The sequence below is a fragment of the Rhodococcus sp. 21391 genome, assembly GCF_016772255.1.
GTDB lineage: Bacteria > Actinomycetota > Actinomycetes > Mycobacteriales > Mycobacteriaceae > Rhodococcus_F > Rhodococcus_F opacus.
The window spans coordinates 3872523-3888955 of sequence record NZ_CP063781.1 but is presented as its reverse complement, the minus strand read 5'-3'; the positions used below and the strand labels follow the sequence as shown (position 1 = coordinate 3888955).

Here is a 16433-nt window from a genome sequence, read left to right as displayed (position 1 = left end):
GAAGGGGCGGTGCGTCACGGGTGTAGCCGTCAGACAGTAGACGAGGGCACCGACAGCTACGGTGGAGTAATGACTGCTGCAGGGGACAGCCGCGAACTCGACCGACTCCGGGAGGCCGCACAAGCCCGCCTCGAGAAGGGGGTGGGGGACGGAAAGCTGACATTGGAGGAGTATTCGGAGCAAGCCGCGATCGTCTGGTCCCGCGACGTCGACGTCGAAGGTCTTCGGCGGCTGGTCCCCGTCGAAGCTCCGGCGGCGCCGGTGTCGCGACCTCAGTCCACCATCGTCGGAATCTTCGGCGACACCATGCGTTCCGGCCGCTGGTCGCTCGCCGGCAAGACACTGGCCCTGCTCGTGTTCGGGGACGTGAAGCTCGACCTCCGGTCGGCCGTGATCGGCGCCCGCACGTCGACGATCACGCTCGTCACACTGTTCGGCGACAGCACGATCACCGTTCCGGAGGGCGTGCACGTCGAGGTGGGTGGTTTCGACCTCTTCGGCGACCGCGAACTCGACGCCGGTGCACAGGATCCCGGGCCCGCAGCCCCGACGATCCGCATCGTGTCGTACTCGCTGTTCGGTGACCTGAGGGTCCGCACCCGCTAGTCGCGGCTGAGGCGCTCCAGCAACGCCGACTTGATCGCCGGACGTCCCGCTGCGACGAGCGTGAAGGTGGCTTCACGCATGAGGCGTTCGGCGGTGTTCCCGGCGAGCAGCGACGAGCTGCCCTTCGCCGTGACGAGGGCGGTGGCGGTGCGGATGGCGAGTTCCGAAGCGCGGGCCCGTGCTTCGGCGATCTCGGCGCGGCCTTCGAGCGCCGCGTTCAGGTCGAGTCGTGCGCGTGCGGCCTGCTCTTCGAACGGGTCCGCGTCGACGCCGAGAGCCTCCAGTTCGCTGATCGCCCGGCGGGTGATTCCCATCGCCATGCACCCGTTGATCCACGACCCGAACAGCTGGCTCTTCGCGAAGTCGTCGGGGGAGACGACGGCACTTACCAGATCGCGTGGCACGGCGAGCCCGTCGAATGTCAACCGGACCGTGTTGGACCCGCGGGCCGCGATCAGCGGGAGTTCCTCGGCGGTGAGTCCCCGAAGCGGTTGCGCGGGAATGATGACGTGCACGATGGAGTCGTCGAATTCGTCGCGCGCCGACACCTGGAGCAGATCGACGATGCCCCAGCCGGTGACGAACGGCGACACCCCGTCGAGCACGTAGCCGTCGTCGACGCTGCGTGCCCACAGAGTGGGCGGGACGGGAATCGCTCCGGCCAGGGCGACACCGGCCCGGACGGTGCCGTCGATGAGCCCGTCGAGGTAGCGACCCTGCAGGGACGTGTTCGGCGAATCGGCGAGACCGGCGACGACGCCGTGATGCTGCATCCACGTGAACGCCGTCGCGAGGCAGCCGCCGCACAACGTCTCGATCACGTCGACCAGCACCGACGGCGTCACACCTTCTTCGCCCGGTGCCGCGAGTCCGTAGAAGCCGTCGGCGGCGAGAGTCTCGAAGTGACTGTCGGGAATCTCGCCGTCGGCATCGACGCTGTCGGCCACCGGGAACAACACGTTCTCGGCAATCTCACGCGCCATCTCGGTCCAGTTGCTCACGCCCCGAGAGTAGCCGGTCGACGCCGCCGATCAGGTGAACTCCACCCCCTGCGCGAGCGGGAGTCGATCGGAGTAGTTGACGGTGTTCGTCGCGCGGCGCATGTAGGCCTTCCATGCGTCGGATCCGGACTCGCGTCCGCCGCCCGTCTCCTTCTCGCCGCCGAACGCCCCGCCGATCTCCGCACCCGACGTGCCGATGTTGACGTTCGCGATGCCACAGTCGGAACCGTCTGCCGCGAGGAACCTCTCGGCCTCACGCTGATCGGTGGTGAAGATCGACGACGAAAGCCCTTGGGGCACTTCGTTGTGCAACGCGATCGCCTGGTCGAAGTCGTCGTAGGTGAGGACGTAGAGGATCGGTGCGAACGTCTCCTCCTGCACCACCGACGTCTGCGCGGGCATCCGGACGAGGGCGGGCGAGACGTAGTAGGCGGAGTCGCTGCCACCGCTGCGTTCGCCGCCGCAGACAACGGTCCCGCCGTCGGCGCGGGCCTTGTCCAACGCGGTCTGCATGGCCTCGAACGCGGAGCGGTTCACCAACGGACCGACGAGGACACCGTCGTCGAACGGGTTCCCGACCTTCAACTGGCCGTACGCCGAAGAGATGCGCTGCACCAGCTCGTCGGCGACGGAGGAGTGCACGATCAGCCGCCGCAGGGACGTGCAGCGCTGGCCCGCGGTGCCCGCGGCGGAGAAGACGATTCCCCGCACGGCCAGATCGAGATCGGCGGACGGGGCCACCACCGCTGCGTTGTTGCCGCCCAGCTCGAGTAGGCATTTGCCGAAGCGCGCGGCGACGCGCGGACCCACGGCGCGACCCATCCGCACCGACCCGGTGGCGCTGACCAGGGCCACGCGTGCGTCGTCGACGAGACGCTCGCCGACGTCCCCCGCGCCCTGGACCAGGGCGTGGATCCCGGCGGGTGCACCGACGTCGCGGGCAGCGCGCGCCAGCAGCGCATCACAGGCGATCGCGGTGAGCGGAGTCCGATCCGACGGCTTCCACACCACCGTGTCGCCGCAGACCAGCGCGACGGCGGTATTCCACGACCACACCGCCACGGGGAAATTGAACGCCGAGATCACCCCGACGACTCCCAGTGGGTGCCACGTCTCCATCAGCCGGTGTCCCGGACGTTCCGAGGCCATCGTCCTGCCGTACAACTGGCGTGACAGACCGACCGCGAATTCGCAGATGTCGATCATCTCTTGCACTTCGCCCTGCGCCTCGGACGGAATCTTGCCCGCCTCGAGGGTGACCAGTTCCGCCAGGTCCGTCTTGTGTTCCGTCAGAAGCTGACCCAGGCGGCGCACCACCGCGCCGCGTTGGGGGGCGGGAACGGTACGCCACTCGAGGAAGGCGTCGTGCGCTGCGGTGATCGCCCGGTCCACGTCGTCCGTGCTGCTCGCGGTCACCGTGCGCAGTTCGGTCCCGGTGATCGGGGTTCGCGCGACGAGCGGTCCACCGGCGTCGGTGATCTCGGCGCCGCACCGGATCAGTGCTTCCTCGGCGCGTCGGCACAACTCCTCGGGGGCGGGAAGGTTCACGATGCTGTCCTCTCTCGGGTTCGATCCTGCTGCTGTCGGTAGAGCGTGAACGGGTCGTGCACGGGCCGGCTGAGGGTCTCGGCGAGCCACGGTAGGTGGTCGGGGCCGGAGTCCACCGCCACCGGGAGGTAGTCCTCGTAGAGAATGGGCTCCGCGACGTCTTCCTCGCCGGAGAGTCGGTGGCTGAAGTACGCCAGCCCGCTCGCCTCGAAATCGGCTTCAGTCCGCGGAAACTCGCGTTCCCAGCGGGCGGAGTCGGCGTCCGCCAGACGGTCGCACAGTTCCCGTCCCTCGGGTGTCAGTGCGATGCCGCGCGACTCCGCAACGACGACTCCGCGTGGTTCGCCGGCGGCGCGGAACGACGCCTGCCGCTGAAGTACGTCCGGGCCGCCCCATGCGGGCGGTCCCTGGATGCGGCCGATCATCGTGAGGCCGCGGCGCGCCGCACGCAGGCACAGGTCGTCGAGGTCGAAGACCCGTGGCGCCAGATGGACGACGCGGACGCTCGTGCGCCCACCGATGTCGGCGGCGACGGGGGAGATACGTTCGAACTCGGCGTGCCAGGACCGGTCGGCCGCGGTGTCCGGCGATGCGAAGGCCGTGGCCGCCAGTGCGACGAACCGCTCCGCCGTCGGCGCCGTCAGCCCGCCTTCCTCGGTCGCGAGCGCGGCCAGGTGCAGCACCTCCGTGGGAAACACCGTGCGCGCGGCGAGAACGTTCTCGAGGCGGCGCTGCCGGTCGCAGTCGAAGAACCGGCGATCGGCGGTGGTGAGCATCGACGTGAACATCCCGAACGGGTTGCGGGCCAGTTCGATCGGATCGACGGGACGAAACGCCGTCGAGACAACGGGCGCGGGTGCGGGCGCGTCGCGCAGGTCGTAGCAGCCGACGGGGTGCATTCCGAAGCCCGCGAACAGGATGGCCGCCTGGCGCAGCTCCGTGGGTCCACCGAGCCTGATCGCGCCGCGGCGTTCGGATGTGATCCGGGCCAGGCCGCCACGGCGTTCGGCGTCGGCAGGGTGTCGCGCCGCGAAGTCCGCGTTGACCGCACCGGCCACCTCGGCCAGTGTGTCGTATGCGGGCACCTCCCGGCCGTACGTCGCGGCCAGTGCCCGGGCAAAGCGGGCGCGGAGCTCCCACGTTTCAACCATGATGCACCTCCGCTGGGCTAGCCTGCGCTGGTGGTGGAATCTTTTCGTAGCGACGCACCCCATACTCCTCTCGACGACATCGATCGGGTACTGATGCAGGAGTTGGTGGCCGACGGCCGGGCGACTCTGGCGACACTCGCCGAGAAGGCGGGGCTGTCGATCTCTGCCGTGCAGTCCAGGGTGCGCAGGCTCGAGGCCCGCAAAGTGATCCGCGGGTACACCGCGAAGATCGATCCGGATGCGCTCGGGCACGGTCTGTCCGCATTCGTCGCGATCACTCCTCTCGATCCGTCGCAGCCCGACGATGCACCCGCCCGGTTGCGGAACCTCCCCGCAATCGAAGCGTGCCACTCGGTCGCGGGGGAGGAGAGCTACGTGCTGCTGGTGCGCGTCGCTTCCCCACGGGAGCTGGAACACCTGCTGCAGGAGATCCGTGCCACCGCCAACGTACACACGCGCAGCACCATCATCTTGCAAACATTTTACGACAGATGAGCTCTGTTTCGGATATGTTGCCGAATCGTCGCCGGTTCACAGGAATTTTGACGTAATCTCTCGGTATGAGCACAGCAATTCGATTTACCGGAGATGGGGGCGAGCTGCCGGCGAGCCAGGTGCACGACGTGCTGCGCGAGCGCATTCTGGTCGACGGTTTCGACCTGGTGCTCGACCTGGAACACTCACGCGGTACGCATCTCGTCGACCAGCGCGATGGCACCAGCTACCTGGACATGTTCGGATTCTTCGCCTCGTCCGCGCTGGGGATGAACCACCCGGAACTGGCGGACGACGACGCCTTTCGCCGGGAACTGGCGGCGGCGGCGATCAACAAGCCGAGCAATTCCGACATCTACACCGTCCCGATGGCACGGTTCGTCGAGACGTTCGCCCGGGTGCTGGGCGATCCCGCACTGCCGCATCTCTTCTTCATCGACGGGGGCGCACTCGCCGTCGAGAATGCTCTGAAGGTGGCGTTCGACTGGAAGAGCAGGCTCAACGAGAGCCGCGGCCTCGACCCGGCGCTCGGCACGAAGGTGCTCCATCTGACCGAGGCGTTCCACGGGCGCAGTGGATACACGATGTCGCTCACCAATACCGAGCCCGGCAAGGTGGCGAGGTACCCCAAGTTCGACTGGCCGCGCATCGACTCCCCGTACCTCGCGGACGGGCGAGACGTCGTCGAGGCCGAGCGTCACGCACTGGACCAGGCGCGGCGCGCGTTCGCCGAGAACCCCTCGGATGTGGCGTGTTTCATCGCCGAGCCGATCCAGGGAGAGGGGGGAGACCACCACTTCCGCCCGGAATTCTTCCGGGCGATGGAGGCGCTCTGCCGTGAGAACGACGCGCTCTTCATTCTCGACGAGGTGCAGACCGGGTGCGGTCTCACCGGCACTGCCTGGGCGTACCAGCAATTGGGAGTGCATCCGGACGTCGTCGCGTTCGGCAAGAAGACTCAGGTCTGCGGCATCATGGCCGGCGGCCGGGTGGACGACATCCCCGACAACGTGTTCGCCGTCAGCTCGCGGATCAACTCCACCTGGGGTGGCAACCTCACCGACATGGTGCGGTCCCGCCGGATCCTCGAGATCATCGAGGAGGACCGGCTCGTCGACCGGGCTCGGATGACCGGGGCGCATCTCCTCGAACGACTGCGGGAACTCGCACGCGCGAATCCCGACGTGACCGAGCCGCGGGGACGCGGCCTCATGTGCGCGATCACCCTCCCCACTCCGCAGCGGCGGGACCGCGTCGTCGCCGACCTCAGGGACCGGGAGCGGGTGCTGATCCTGCCGACCGGCAAGCGCGGGATCAGGTTCCGCCCACCCCTGACGGTGACGACCGCGGAACTCGACGCCGCCGTGGATGCACTGGCCCGAGTGCTGGGCGGTACCGTCGACGCATGACGCCGATACCGCTCACGTCCGTGCCCAATCTGCGAGACGTCGGTGGCTACCGAACCCGGGACGGCGCGAAAGTGCGCACCGGCGTGTACTTCCGTTCGACCGATCTCAGCCGTATCGCGGACACGGACATGCCGCTGCTCGACGGCCTCGGGATCCGGACGGTGTACGACCTGCGCACCGCGGACGAGCGCGACGCGGCGCCCGACAAACTCCCGGACGGCGCTCGCGCGGTGGTGTTGGACGTGCTCGCCGACAAGGGGATCCGGTCTATCCCCGCGCAGATGCTCCAGGTGATCGCCGATCCGATGATCGCCGAACGGGAACTCGGCGGCGGACGCGCGATCGAGTACTTCGAGGGCAGCTACCGCGACTTCGTCGTGATGCCGAGCGCGGTGTCGTCGTACCGGGAGTTGTTCGGCGACCTGGCCTCGAACGGCAACATGCCTGCCCTCGTGCACTGCACCACCGGCAAGGACCGGACGGGATGGGCCACAGCCGCGCTACTGCTTCTCCTCGGAGTCGGTGAGGACGAGGTGTTCCACGACTACCTGCTGACCAACGAACTCCTGCTTCCGTCGTTCGCGGGCGTGTTCGAGAAATTCGTCGACGCGGGTGGAGATCCGGCGCTGCTCGAGCCCGTGCTCGGAGTCCGTCAGCAGTACCTGGAGGTGTCCCTGGCCACCATGCGCGAGCAGTACGGGACCGTCGAACGGTACTTCTCCGACGGACTCGGCCTCGACGCCGGCGTTCAGACTCTGCTGCGGGAGCGCATGATCGCGGACTGAGCGGCCAACCCGATCGCCACACCCACCATGTCGGCGCAGAGATCCCAGACCGATCCGTGCCGGCCGATCGGCAGCACGCCCTGCAGTATCTCGGTGATCACCGCGAACGCCGCGAGCCAGAGCACGGTGATCCGTGGTGTCAGGAGCGCGTACCGGGAGGCGGCGGCCAGCGCCGCGAACAGCAGGGCGTGCACCACCTTGTCGGCATGTTCGGGACCCGACGGCGTCGCGGACCCAGGGGACAGGAGCATGACCAGTGCCAGCACGGTGAGGGCCGCCACCGGAACGGATCGCATAGTCACCGCCGGACCGTGAACCCCAGTGCGCCCTCGGCAAACCGTTGCACCGCATCCGATCCGCTCGCCAGCGCGTCCTCGTGGCCGGTCCGCGCCCAGCCGGTGAGGGTCGCGGACTCCCCGGACGGGGTGAGGCCCACCTCGGCGAGCAGTTCGCCGGTGTTGGGCTGGCAGATCGCCCACGAATAGTGCTCGTCGCTCAGCCACTGCGCCGTACGGCGGGCGACGTACTCGGGTTCGGCGATTCCACCGTCCGCGAGCGCCGGGCGATCGTCGACCCGTTCGTCGGCGCGCAGCGCGCGCAGGTACCAGCCACCCGCATTGACCTCGACAGGTTCCACGTCAGCGGTCCCGGTCGCGGCGGCGATCGCGACCGTGGCGGTCGTCGCGGGTGCCGAACAGGATGGCGCCGGCGGCAGGGATCATCAGGAAGAACAACCAGCTGTTGTCGACCGGGACGACGAAGAACAGCACGAGGGCGACGAGCGGGATCACCGACATCACGATGCGACGCCAGTTCTGGTCGTTGTCGGTGCCGGCCGCTTCGGCCTTGGCGGGCGCGCCGACCGTGGTCGCGGGGAGGTCGGTGAACACTCGGTCGAGCTCGCCGCGAGTGGTGGCATTCGTGACCGCGAGACTGCGCTCGTCGAACTCGGGGACCGTCAAACGGCCCGCCGCGAAATGTTCGCTCAGCAAGTTCAGGGCCTGCTCACGTTCGGCAGTGCCGATACGGATCTCGGGAACGTCAGACATGCGTACAGACTACTGTGAGTCCTTCTCGACCCCGGGGGCCGAGAAGGACTCACGAGTGGGTGCAGGTGCCTATTTCAGTTCGGCGAGGACGGTGCCCTGGGTGATGGCGGCGCCGGGTTCGACGGCGAGGCCGGTGACGGTGCCGGCCTTGTGGGCGTTGACGGGGTTTTCCATTTTCATGGCCTCGAGGACGGCGATGAGGTCGCCCTCGGCGACTTGTTGTCCTTCTTCGACGGCGACCTTGACGACGGTGCCCTGCATGGGGGCGGTGACGGCGTCACCGGAGGCGGCGCCGCCGTGGGCGCCGCCGCGGGTGCGGGCCTTGGGCTTCTTGCGGACCGCCCCGGCCGCGGCACCGCCACCGCCGGTGCCGAGGGTGAACTGTCCGGGCAGGGACACCTCGACGCGGCGGCCGCCGACCTCGACGACGACGTTCTGCCGGGGCCCGGACTCGTCCTCGTCGATCGGCTGGTTACCGGTGAACGGTTCGATCTGGTTGTCCCATTCGGTTTCGATCCACTTGGTGTAGACGTCGAAGGTGGTGCCGTCGCCGATGAAGGCGGGGTCGGAGACGATGGCCCGGTGGAACGGGATGACCGTGGCCAGTCCTTCGACCTGGAATTCGGCGAGGGCGCGGCGGGCGCGGGCCAGGGCCTCGTCGCGGGTGGCGCCGGTGACGATGAGCTTGGCGAGCATGGAGTCGAACTGGCCGCCGATCACGCTGCCGGTTTCGACGCCGGAGTCCATCCGCACGCCGGGGCCGGTGGGCGGGACGAACTTGGTGACCGGGCCGGGGGCGGGCAGGAAGCCGCGGCCGGCGTCCTCACCGTTGATGCGGAATTCGAAGGAGTGCCCGCGGGGGGTGGGGTCCTCGGTGAGGTCGAGGTGTTCGCCGTTGGCGATCTTGAACTGTTGCAGGACCAGGTCGAGGCCGGCGGTTTCCTCGGTGACGGGGTGTTCGACCTGCAGGCGGGTGTTGACCTCGAGGAAGGAGACGGTGTCGCCCTGGACCAGGTATTCGACGGTGCCGGCGCCGTAGTAGCCGGCCTCTTTGCAGATGGCCTTGGCGGAGGTGTGGATGCGGTTGCGTTGGTCGTCGGTGAGGAACGGGGCGGGGGCCTCCTCGACGAGTTTCTGGAAGCGGCGTTGCAGGGAGCAGTCGCGGGTGCCGGCGACGATGACGTTGCCGTGCTGGTCGGCGATGACCTGGGCTTCGACGTGGCGGGCCTTGTCCAGATACTGTTCGACGAAGCATTCGCCGCGGCCGAACGCGGCGACGGCCTCGCGGGTGGCGGAGTCGAACAGTTCGGGGATTTCCTCGATGGTGTGGGCGACCTTCATGCCGCGGCCGCCGCCGCCGAACGCGGCCTTGATGGCGACGGGGACACCGTATTCCTTGGCGAAGGCGACGACCTCGTCGGCGTTGCGGACCGGGTCCTTGGTGCCGGCGGCCATCGGGGCCTTGGCTTTTTCGGCGATGTGCCGGGCGGTGACCTTGTCGCCGAGGTCGCGGATCGATTGCGGGGAGGGGCCGATCCAGATCAGGCCGGCGTCGATCACGGCCTGGGCGAAGTCGGCGTTTTCGGAGAGGAAGCCGTAGCCGGGGTGGATGGCGTCGGCGCCGGACTTGCGGGCGGCGTCGAGGATTTTGTCGAACACCAGGTAGGACTCGGCGGAGGTCTGCCCGCCGAGGGCGAATGCTTCGTCGGCCAGGCGCACGAACGGGGCGTCGGCGTCGGGTTCGGCGTAGACGGCGACGCTGGCCAGGCCGGCATCGGCTGCGGCCCGGATCACCCGCACTGCAATCTCACCGCGGTTCGCGACGAGCACCTTCGTGATGTGCGCGCTGGCATGACTGGGCACTGAGCCTCCTGTGGTTCGCATGGTCTGTCTCCGCGGTGGCTCCCGTGGGTGTCACCAGCGGTCGTTTACGGCATCACTTCGGAGTCTAAGCACCGAACCGATCCGTGTTGTCACCGGACCGAAATTTCCCGTCAAGGCTGTCCGACGCTCCGCAACCCTACCGAGGGGTAGCTGGTTGAAACCTGTTCCAGTTGCCGGCGGAGGCTCCCGACCCACGTGTGGACGCTCGCGGCAGCGATGTCGTTGCCCGGATAGCGGACCGCCAGATTGACACCTCGGGGGGTGCGATTGATCCAGGCGTACACGTCGTGGGTGTACTGCCGGCTCCTCAGCGCCCGGGCGTTGCGCTCGTGCCAGCGGCCCGCATCGGGCACGAACCGGACGTCCATGTAGGAGACGACGAAGCGAGGCCGGATGGGGATGTCGAGTTCCTTCTCGATGCGGTCGAACGGGACCACCGAGATCGGTTTCGTCCGGGCCACGCTCTCGGCGGCGTCGCGGGCGACGGCGGCGAACTCGTCCGACGTCACCTCGAAGTCGATCGGGCTGAGACCCACGAACCATCCGAGCGCGGACGCCCACTGCGGGGAGTGCCGGGTATGGACCGGAGTGACCGTCCGAAAGCGTTGATGCCCGGCCACTTCCGCCCCGGCCATACCCAGGCACGCGAGCAGGCCGGGGAAGAACCCCACATCCGCCTCGCGGCACACCGAGTTGAACGCCGCAGCCTGGTCGGCATCGAGAATCCAGGCAGACAGGTTCTGCTGGGCGTACGACGTGCGCGGACCGACCTCGAGCGGGAACTCGGGGAGTCCCGGTCCCTCGAGCGCCGAGCGCCACACGTCGAGCGCCTCACGTTTCACCTCGGCGTCGGTGGAGGTCTCACGCTCCTCACGGCCGAAGTCGATGTAGCTGCCGACGGGAAACAGGTTGGCCGTGCGTCCGGACAGTGCTTCCTCGTACAGGGCAGTCAACTCGTGGGCGACGAGCACGATGGAGAACCCGTCGATGATCGAGTGATCGGCCGCGAAGAACACCGTGAATCGGTCGCGTTGGACTGTTTCGAGCGTCGCGAAGACGTACGACGGCCAACTGTGCGGCGACGCGTACTCGTCGAACAGTTGCTGCAGGTGCGCGAAGTTGTCGCCGCCGGCGGCGTCGTACCCGTGGCTGACGACCCCCACGTGCAGCCCGCCCTGCGGCACGGTGCGCCGGTGCACGCGCTCGGTCTCCGCGTCGAACGTCGTGTGCGAGCGCAGCACCTCGTGACGATCGGTCCACTTCTCCAGTGCCGACCGGAAAGCGGTGACGTTCAGCGTGCCGTGGATCTCGAACGCGGTGCCCAGCCAGGATTCGCGACCACCGGAGTCGGAGCACCGGCGCAGGTGCGCCTCGTGGATGTACGAGGCGGGGCGGGGATCGTCCACCCATTCCGAGCGGGCGCACGGTAACCATTCGGTGAGCGCGCCCACCGGAACGGGATAGTCGGCAAGTTCGGTGAATTCCATCAGTAAGTGTTCAGACCCTGCCTAGCCGCGAAGATGCCGCTTGATTCGCGCGAGCATCGCGGACATGCCGCGCAGCCGCAGGGGACTGACGGCGTCGGCGAGCCCGAGCGCGGAATAGAAATCGTCCGGAATGCCGAGGATGGTGGCAGCACTGTGCCCGTCCAGGCCCTGGTGCAGGATCGACGCGAAACCCCGCGTCGTCGGCGCTTCCGCGGGCGCGCTGAAATGCAGCCGCACGTGGTCGGGATCGGAGTCGTCGACCGACAGGAACAACGGAGACTGGCACTCGGGCACCGGTTCCATGGCGTCCTGCTCGAGTTCGGCAGGCAGAGGCGCCAGTTCGCGGCTGAACTCCAGCAGCAACTGCAGCTTGTCCGAGCCGTCGACGGCAGCGAAGTCGTCGACGATCTCGGCAAGCGAATCGGGTAGTTCGGTCATGACGATGCGCCGGGAACGTCGCCCGGCTCTTCACCCCTGACGATCGGAACGCGAACCATGTTGCCCCACTCCGTCCACGAACCGTCGTAGTTGCGGACGGTGGGGTAACCGAGCAGGTGGGTGAGGACGAACCAGGTGTGGCTGGAACGCTCCCCGATGCGGCAGTACGCCACGATGTCGTCGTCGGCGGACACACCGCCGTAGATCTCGTTCAGTTCACCGCGTGAGCGGAACCGGCTGTCGGGGGCTGCGGCCTTGGCCCACGGAATGCTCAGCGCGCTCGGGATGTGGCCGCCGCGCAGCGCCCCCTCTTCGGGGTAGTCGGGCATGTGGGTGCGTTCGCCGGTGTACTCCTGGGGCGAACGCACGTCGATCAGCGGCCCCTTGCCGAGGTGATCGAGCACGTCGTCCTTGAACGCGCGGATCGGGGCGTCGTTGCGCTCGACCACCGGGTAGTCGGTGGGGGAGGTCTCGGGGACGTCGAACGCAGTGTCCCGGTTCTCGGCGATCCACGCGTCGCGGCCGCCGTCGAGGAGACGGACGTCCTCGTGTCCGAACAGCGTGAACACCCAGAGGGCGTACGCCGCCCACCAGTTGCTCTTGTCGCCGTAGATCACGACGGTGTCGTCGCGGCTGATGCCCTTGCGGCTCATCAGGTCGGCGAACTGCTCGCCGTTGATGTAGTCACGGGTCACCGGATCGTTGAGATCGAGGTGCCAGTCGACCTTGACGGCTCCGGGGATGTGGCCGACGTCGTAGAGGAGCACGTCCTCGTCCGACTCCACGACCTTGAGGCCGGGTGTGCCCAGATTCGCGGACAGCCACTCCGTCGACACGAGCCGACCGGGGTTGGCGTACTCGGCGAAGGACTGGGTGGGATCTGGCGCTACGGGCACGGGTGGGCTCCTGGGGCAGATGCGACGGGGACGGCGTCAATTCTAGGCGGACGCCGGAAGTTCTTCCGACCGGCGTTCACACTTACCGGCCGTGGATGGCGAGGGAGCCCGCCCAGGCGCGTAGATTCGCACCCGAACGGAGGCCTCATGCCCGACATCTCGACGCGCGCCGACCTGGAACTGCTGCTCCGGCACTTCTACGGCCGGACATTCGCCGATCCGGTCCTCGAACCGGCCTTCGAGACGCTCGCGGTGATCGGCCTGGACGACCACCTGCCCGTCATGTGCGACTTCTGGGAGACGGTCCTGCTGCGCACAGGCGTCTACCGAGGCAGCGCGTTCGCCGTGCACCGGGCGCTGCACGGCCGGCACGGATTCACCGACCGGCACTTCGACCGCTGGGTCGAACTGTGGACGTCCAGCGTCGACGAGTTGTTCGCCGGCGACGTCGCGGGGCGGGCCAAGGTCGAGGCAGTCAAGTTCGCCGACGCTATACGGCGACGACTGTTCGAGCCCTCCGGCGGTCAGACGACCGGAGTGCCTTCCAGGTTCAGCTGACTGGTCAGCTCCGCGATGGGAGTGACGCCGTTCTCGCAGATGTCGTGCATGATTTCGCGCAGCCGCACCAGGAACTCGGTGACCGCGCGGCGTGCCGTCGGCGTCTCGGGGAACCGCGACCGCAGCGCGAGACCGCGCTGGGTGCGGGAGATCCAGAATTGCGCGTCGTCCGCGACCGTCACGTTGCTGATGTGGTGGGCGTTCAGCTCGTCGTGATCGTCGGTGCCGGGCAGTTTGCGGTAGTCGATGTACGAGACCATGAACACATCCGTGCGGGTGCGGCGGTATCCGTCACCGAGCGCCTCCCGCACCTGGGCCATCGTCACGCCCTTGAGCGTGAGAGCCGTGCGGAACGAGGCGTGGGTGTGCGCCAGGGAGGACTGGAAGTCGCAGTCGGGTGTCAGTTCGACCGTCAGCGGCGCACTCGTCGTGAGCCACCCGATCGCATTGGCCCACTGCGGGTCCTGGCGAATATGCAGCGGAAACTGCAACGGCATCCGGGAAATGCCGTTGATCGAGTGCACTGCCATGCCCATCGCGGTGAGCGCCCCGGAGAACAGGCTTCCCCCCGAGTCCAGGCAGATTTCCTCGAACCGCTCGGTGTCGGCGGCGCCGAGAAGGGGGCGCACGTCCGCTCCCTGTGGTGCGGGCCTGCCCGCCTCGACACCCAGATCGAGCGGGAAACTGGGCGCGGTGCCGCCGCAGCGTTCGTAGAAGCGTGCCCATTCGCGCACCCGGGGGTCGCCGATCTCGGTGACGGGCGTCTCGGCCTCGAGTTCGCAGTACCGCAGGAAGCTCCCGGGATCGCCGAGTTCTTTCGTCAGGTCCGCTTCGGTGAGCGCGGCCGTGCCGCCGAGTCCGATGAGTCGCTGATAGATCTGCCGGAGTTCGCCCAACGCGATGACGAGCGAGTATCCGTCGACGAGAGTGTGATCGAACGCACTGACCACGGTGTAGTGCGAGTCGCGCTCGATGGTGGCGAACAGGTACGCGGGGAACGTCAGCGGGTCGCACGCCTCGGTGAACCGGTACCGCAGGTGGTCGCGGAGTTCGTGCGGTGACGTCGTCGCCGAGGACTCGGACGCGACGACGGTGATGTCTTCGGGGTCGAGATCCACGCGCGCCATCGCATCCGGGCTCACGTCGAAGCCGGTTTGCAGCGTGTCGTGACGCCGGATGAAGTGCACCAGCGCCTGCGTGAGAGCATCCCGGTCGAGTCGCCCGGGAAGGTCGAAAGCTGCTGCCATCCAGACGCTTCGGCCGACGCCGTGGGTGCGGGCGGTGTCGAGATGGAATTGCTGGTTGTACGAAGGCGGCACCGCGGACGGGGAGACCTTGCCCGGCGCGACGGACCATTCCGTCACCAGGCCGGGTTCGAGCATGTACCGGTCGATCGACGTGACGTGCACTACTCCACCCCTGCGGCAGTCGCGGAGTCCGCTGTCGGCGCGAACGATGTCACCGTATAATCGCCCTCGCGGGCAACGGTTTTCATGATGTTCGACAACCGTTCCGCATATGCGATCACAGACCGGTGGGCCTCGTCGGTGTCGGGGTGCGAGACGGCCATCCACGTGCCCTCGAGCATGCGGTTGACCCAGATCGACGCGATCTGAGTGTCCTTGCCACCCACGATGCCGGTCGCCCGGGTCGACACGAAGCTCTCGGTCTGCGGCAACCGCCGGCCGTCGATGTACGACACGATCGGAGGCGGTGCGAGCGTGGTGGCGTGTTGCGACATCGCCTCGGGGCCGGCCTGAGCGAGCACGGTGTCGATCACTTGCTGCACGGACACCTCGCCGAGCGCCTTGCCGGACCGGTAGGCGTCCTGCGCGCGCTGGGCCAGTCCCGTGAACGTCGTGGCGTCCTCGAGGGCGAACCCGACCGGAATGAGATTGATGAACCACCCCTGGGACCAGTAGAACTGCGGGTCGTTGCGGGTGGTGAGGGGGGACAGCGCCATGTAGCGGTCGCGCCCGACCAGTTCGTGTTCGGTGATCGCGAGAGCCGCGAACACGCCGCCGATGAAGTTGGAACCGTGGGCCTTGCACACGGCGCCGAACTGCTCGCACTCGTCAGCGTCGGCGAGGTCGAATCGGCTGCCGATGGCCGGCTTCGGTTCGTCGGACGCCCCGAGGTCGAGCGGGAAGCTCGGGAAGGTGCCGCCGTTGCGGGTGAGGTGACCGATCCAGCCGTGCACCTCGGGGGAGGCGAGGGTCAGTGTCACCGCTTTCTCCCGCTCCCGGCGGCTGTACTCCACGTAGCTCCCCGGATCGGGTAGTTCGGGCTCCACGCCGTCGAGTTCGGCCTGATAGATGATCCGCGTCTCGGCGAACGTGAGAATCATCGACTGCATGTCGGTGTGCGCGTGATCGACGGCGTGGAACAGGGTGAAGCTGTCCTCGGGCCCGGGAGCGCCGGCGTCGTGATGTTCCACGACGCCGAACACGAAAGCAGGCCAGGCCAGCGCGCTCGTGTCGTTCGCGAAGCGCGCGGCGACGTGGTCGCGGACCTGTTCAGGGGTGGTGAGGGTCTCGCCCTCGTGTGCGATCAGGGCGATGGAGTCGGCGGGCACGACGTGCCGCTGTACCGCGTTCGCGGTGTCCGTGGGGTCGGCATCCGCGTTCTCGAACGAGAACCAGCTGTGCAGGGTGTCGTGCCGCAGGATGTAGCGCTCGAGAGTGCGGGTCATCGCGGCGCGGTCGAGCCTGCCCGGGAAGTCGAAGGCGATGCCGATCCAGGGGGACTGCGTCTCGCCGTTGTTCGCCGCCAACCGGGCCCGCCGCAGGTGCCGCTCCTGCATGGTGGTCGGCAGCGCCGGATCCACCGGCGCTTCGACAGCCGCACGTGCACTCGCGTCCGTGACTTTCCACTCGACGACCCGCCCAGGCTCTGGCTTCCAGTGGGTGATCAAGTTCAAGTCCATCGAGCGGCTCCTGGTGTGTCGAATCGGTTGCGAGTTCGGTCGGGTGTGGCACGGACTTCTCGCAACAGGATGCGGCACCGAGTGCCTTACCGCGAGAGGTAAAGAAGTATGAGAGTGATTACAGGTCGGTCCCGGTCTAGTCAAGTGTCGGGCAAAAGGGTTCTACGCTGCAAGTTCCTCGCGTAGCATGCAGCAACCGC

At 67.8% G+C, this 16433-nt stretch carries 17 protein-coding genes; 5 read left to right on the top strand and 12 right to left on the bottom strand.

Annotated features, from left to right (window positions below):
• Window positions 1-69: 69 nt before the first annotated feature.
• Complete coding sequence (locus GO592_RS18225; RefSeq protein ID WP_202714907.1) at window positions 70-606, top strand: LiaF domain-containing protein; 537 nt, start codon at window positions 70-72, stop codon at window positions 604-606.
• Here the strand turns inward: GO592_RS18225 and GO592_RS18220 are convergent.
• Genes GO592_RS18220 through GO592_RS18210 form a run of 3 tightly spaced genes read right to left on the bottom strand, consistent with a single transcriptional unit; the run spans window position 603 to window position 4306 of the window.
• Window positions 603-1607, bottom strand: a complete 1005-nt coding sequence (locus GO592_RS18220) for an acyl-CoA dehydrogenase family protein (RefSeq protein WP_172650448.1) — start codon at window positions 1605-1607, stop codon at window positions 603-605. The two genes, GO592_RS18225 and GO592_RS18220, sit on opposite strands and share 4 nt — an antisense overlap.
• Window positions 1608-1637: 30 nt before the next feature.
• Entirely contained in the window at window positions 1638-3155 is a 1518-nt protein-coding gene (gene amaB, locus GO592_RS18215) for an L-piperidine-6-carboxylate dehydrogenase (protein ID WP_005265525.1), read from the bottom strand.
• Entirely contained in the window at window positions 3152-4306 is a 1155-nt protein-coding gene (locus GO592_RS18210; protein ID WP_172650450.1) for a 2-oxoadipate dioxygenase/decarboxylase family protein, read from the bottom strand. Before GO592_RS18210 ends, amaB begins: the two co-directional genes overlap by 4 nt.
• Before the next feature lie 30 nt (window positions 4307-4336).
• On the opposite strand from GO592_RS18210, the gene GO592_RS18205 reads away from it, so the two are divergent.
• The 3 genes from GO592_RS18205 (at window position 4337) to GO592_RS18195 (ending at window position 6995) form a co-directional block, all read left to right on the top strand.
• Window positions 4337-4801, top strand: coding sequence for an Lrp/AsnC family transcriptional regulator (locus GO592_RS18205; protein ID WP_037208656.1), 465 nt, complete (start codon window positions 4337-4339; stop codon window positions 4799-4801).
• Between the two features lie 65 nt (window positions 4802-4866).
• Complete coding sequence (gene lat, locus GO592_RS18200; protein ID WP_054248898.1) at window positions 4867-6210, top strand: L-lysine 6-transaminase; 1344 nt, start codon at window positions 4867-4869, stop codon at window positions 6208-6210.
• Entirely contained in the window at window positions 6207-6995 is a 789-nt protein-coding gene (locus GO592_RS18195; RefSeq protein ID WP_172650452.1) for a tyrosine-protein phosphatase, read from the top strand. The genes lat and GO592_RS18195 overlap by 4 nt, the downstream gene beginning before the upstream one ends.
• On the opposite strand, the gene GO592_RS18190 is transcribed toward GO592_RS18195, so the two are convergent.
• The 7 genes from GO592_RS18190 to GO592_RS18160 all read right to left on the bottom strand — a co-directional run bounded on the left by GO592_RS18190 (window position 6959) and on the right by GO592_RS18160 (window position 12749).
• Complete coding sequence (locus GO592_RS18190) at window positions 6959-7291, bottom strand: VanZ family protein (protein ID WP_172652244.1); 333 nt, start codon at window positions 7289-7291, stop codon at window positions 6959-6961. The two genes, GO592_RS18195 and GO592_RS18190, sit on opposite strands and share 37 nt — an antisense overlap.
• Window positions 7292-7293: 2 nt before the next feature.
• Entirely contained in the window at window positions 7294-7632 is a 339-nt protein-coding gene (locus tag GO592_RS18185) for a hypothetical protein (RefSeq protein WP_005563268.1), read from the bottom strand.
• Between the two features lies 1 nt (window position 7633).
• Window positions 7634-8044 carry a DUF1707 SHOCT-like domain-containing protein gene (locus tag GO592_RS18180; RefSeq protein ID WP_172650453.1) on the bottom strand — a complete coding sequence of 137 codons (411 nt, stop codon included), beginning with the start codon at window positions 8042-8044 and terminating at the stop codon, window positions 7634-7636.
• A gap of 69 nt (window positions 8045-8113) precedes the next feature.
• Window positions 8114-9907 carry an acetyl/propionyl/methylcrotonyl-CoA carboxylase subunit alpha gene (locus GO592_RS18175; RefSeq protein WP_172650454.1) on the bottom strand — a complete coding sequence of 598 codons (1794 nt, stop codon included), beginning with the start codon at window positions 9905-9907 and terminating at the stop codon, window positions 8114-8116.
• Between the two features lie 131 nt (window positions 9908-10038).
• Window positions 10039-11415 carry a condensation domain-containing protein gene (locus GO592_RS18170; RefSeq protein ID WP_005563271.1) on the bottom strand — a complete coding sequence of 459 codons (1377 nt, stop codon included), beginning with the start codon at window positions 11413-11415 and terminating at the stop codon, window positions 10039-10041.
• A 21-nt stretch (window positions 11416-11436) separates the two neighbouring features.
• Complete coding sequence (locus GO592_RS18165; RefSeq protein ID WP_005239978.1) at window positions 11437-11853, bottom strand: SufE family protein; 417 nt, start codon at window positions 11851-11853, stop codon at window positions 11437-11439.
• Window positions 11850-12749, bottom strand: coding sequence for a sulfurtransferase (locus tag GO592_RS18160; RefSeq protein WP_005239980.1), 900 nt, complete (start codon window positions 12747-12749; stop codon window positions 11850-11852). Before GO592_RS18160 ends, GO592_RS18165 begins: the two co-directional genes overlap by 4 nt.
• 147 nt (window positions 12750-12896) lie before the next feature.
• Between GO592_RS18160 and GO592_RS18155 the strand changes: the two genes are divergently transcribed.
• Window positions 12897-13307 carry a group III truncated hemoglobin gene (locus GO592_RS18155; protein ID WP_172650456.1) on the top strand — a complete coding sequence of 137 codons (411 nt, stop codon included), beginning with the start codon at window positions 12897-12899 and terminating at the stop codon, window positions 13305-13307.
• On the opposite strand, the gene GO592_RS18150 is transcribed toward GO592_RS18155, so the two are convergent.
• The gene (locus GO592_RS18150; protein WP_172650457.1) at window positions 13274-14716 is read right to left on the bottom strand and encodes a condensation domain-containing protein; all 1443 of its coding nucleotides are present in this window, start codon (window positions 14714-14716) and stop codon (window positions 13274-13276) included. The two genes, GO592_RS18155 and GO592_RS18150, sit on opposite strands and share 34 nt — an antisense overlap.
• Window positions 14716-16233 carry a condensation domain-containing protein gene (locus tag GO592_RS18145; RefSeq protein WP_202714906.1) on the bottom strand — a complete coding sequence of 506 codons (1518 nt, stop codon included), beginning with the start codon at window positions 16231-16233 and terminating at the stop codon, window positions 14716-14718. Before GO592_RS18145 ends, GO592_RS18150 begins: the two co-directional genes overlap by 1 nt.
• Between the last annotated feature and the right edge of the window lie 200 nt (window positions 16234-16433).